This is a genomic window from Bacillus sp. 05T31 (genome assembly GCF_056396725.1).
Window position 1 is genome coordinate 1 of record NZ_JBFTMA010000610.1, and the last position, 2,737, is coordinate 2,737.

Sequence of the window (2,737 nt, forward strand, 5' to 3'; positions counted from 1 at the left end):
GGATAGTTCGCTAGGATCGGTTTTACTAGCATCTATAAGTGTATCAAGGTTCGTTTTACGAAAACCTTGTAAGTTTACATCGAAATTCTTTTCTATTTCTCCAGTAACGCTAGTATTCATTACTTCAACTGAATTTTTCTTTTCTAGAAGAAAACCATTTCCATAAAGGAATTTTGTATATCCAAGCCAGGCGATTAAAAATAGTATAAAAAACATACCAGTTGTTTTAAGTTTTCGAAGCCGTTTACTTACGATTGATTCTGAATATTTCATTCAGCCTAATCCTCCAATGTTTTTATTTTAAAGTATGCTTGGGTATATATATTTAGAAGGAGATGAAAGTTAGAGAGTTACTGATTCAAAAAAAGAAAGCATCTGAAGTTAGGTGCTTTCTTTTTGAATACTGTCCGCTATCTGTTAGTTACTTGTTTCATAAGCGGTCTTATTTCTTTAACAGGTGGTTTTTTATCATAGGCATCAACGTAAGAAAAGTAATAATTTAAGTTTCTAAGAAGTCCCTTTCCTATTTTTGCGCTTAAGAAGGGGAATACTTGTCCAGTATAATCATCGAGAGATTTACAATAGTATTTTTCATCTAAGTATATGCTGTATTTACATGTTAGTTCTACTAATGAGTTACCTTCATCATCAAATACTTCTTTAGAATCAATAATGTCTATTAATGCGAATTTTTCATTCAGATAAACTTTCTTCTTTTTCTCGTGCTTATTTGTGAGAATAAATACGAGACCAATTGCGTTAATCAAACTATTTCCTCCTATAAAAAACGGATATTAATAAAATATATCGATATACGTTAAATGTAAAGAGGAGTGGTGAAATATCATTGATAGAAAACTAAATAAGCCGATTTGTTTTTTCAAATCGGCTTATTTTTATTGAAATACTTGCGGAAATTGTTTTACGATTGCGTTTGTTATCATGTCGGCCATTTCTAATGCTTCTTTTTCAATTTTATCGTATAGTTTTACACTGGCATCATAATCTTTATTTAGGAAGGCAAGTGCTTCCGCTTTCGTTAACGCTAAATGCTCATAAAACATTTTTCTAAATTCTTCTTTTTCTATATATGGATTGATACTAGTTAGAAACTCAACAATTTCGTCTCCATTAGCGTACCATTTCTTTTCTATAGCGGCCGCTGCGTTTTGATCACCAGCTTTTGCGGCTTTAACAAGATCAGCAGCGATTGTTAAGTGGTCTTTAATTAATGCACTATATTTTTTTACTGCATTTTCTCCGTAGAATGGTTCAAGTGATAGCCCCATGTGTGTTGCATTTTGTAGAAGACGTCCAACGGTAACGTTTACGTCGGGCAAGTTAAAGATGATGCCTATAATGGCTAATCGTGTCCAAGCAACGTGTTGTTCCCATAAAGAACGCATATATCCTTTTAGAAAGTTTTCGTTTTTACTAACTCGGTAATTTCGTACAAATGAATCGAAGTTTCCATTAGTGATATGATAAGGGGAGTAATACGATTGCCAATAAGTATACATAAATATTTACACTCCTTTGAACATGTATATCTCACAATATGATAAACGTTATTTTTAAGTTACGTGTCCAAGAGTTTTTTTGAGAGTTGGAAAAGGAGAAAGTTGAAGGGGAATAAAAAACACACTTATGATATATATGAATAAAAAGAATTCTAAAATAATAGAGGTCCTGCAAGGGAAATTGCAGGACCTCAAAAGGGTATTGCCGAGATGTCGGACTCGACTACGTAATATTAACATAAAATTCTTTCAAAAAAACCTGGTAAATGTGTCCAAATGAGAAGGGTGCTTTTTAATAAAGTTAAAGGGATCTGCTTCCCGCGGCAGATCCCTTTAACTAGATAATGTTGATGAGCAAAAACTCATCTAGAGTACTTTTATAGTAACAAATGAAATTCACTTTGTGTATTGAGAAAAAATGAATTGCTTGTATGAATGTAGCGGATTTATATTTTGCTTTTTGGAATTATAATCATTTGTGGAGAGCGGAATAGGGTTCTAAAATGGAGAAAAGACTTTTCAGYCAGGCTACGATAYATYGCRATATRTAAKTATAAAAAAAGACCTGCTAATTTMAGCAGGTCAACATAAGGGGTTTATCTAACAGATTATTATATATGGTAACAACTGTATTGTAGTAAGTCTATAAGTTATATGTTGAGAAAATTTGTTTGAATGATATATATTTGGCACATGTATTAACGTTTAAAAAGTTGAGAAAGGAAATTCATAAACTTGCTATAAGAAAATAAGGGCTGATACTTATAAAATGATTCATATTTCCACGCATCATTATTAGAGAATTGGAGTTGTTTATTTAATGCTTTAGGTTTGTTGGAATTATTGTAACGACTCTTCATAATTTAACCTCCTCAAATTCATATGTATACGATTAGTAGTATTCTAGGAAGGTAAATTAAATGAATATTTATTTTGAAATTCTTTCTTCTTGTGTACTAGATTTGTTTTTTTATGTTGGAAAACGTAGGAAGCAAATAGAACTCAAATACTTATAAAATTCAAAGTGGCGAGAATCAGTTTGATGATATAATGGGAATAGATGAAAGATAAAGAAAAGCAGGTGACTCTTTTTTGTTTACAAAAGCACAAGAACTTTTAGCGTCTTATTTCGGTTATTCGTCATTCCGAAGAGGACAAGATGAAACAATTAAAAATGTATTAGATGGGAAAGATACAGTCTGTATTATGCCTACGGG

2 protein-coding genes and 1 pseudogene are annotated in these 2,737 nt (G+C 31.6%); all 3 read right to left on the reverse strand.

Annotated features, from left to right (window positions below; genetic code table 11):
- Nucleotides 1-273, reverse strand: a pseudogene (locus AC1DJR_RS25125) (hypothetical protein); the annotation flags it as partial.
- Between the two features lie 137 nt (nt 274-410).
- The gene (locus AC1DJR_RS25130; protein ID WP_000606233.1) at nt 411-767 is read right to left on the reverse strand and encodes a hypothetical protein; all 357 of its coding nucleotides are present in this window, start codon (nt 765-767) and stop codon (nt 411-413) included.
- A 129-nt stretch (nt 768-896) separates the two neighbouring features.
- Nucleotides 897-1,520: a hypothetical protein gene (locus tag AC1DJR_RS25135; protein WP_033709182.1), complete on the reverse strand. Its 624-nt coding sequence runs from the start codon at nt 1,518-1,520 to the stop codon at nt 897-899.
- Between the last annotated feature and the right edge of the window lie 1,217 nt (nt 1,521-2,737).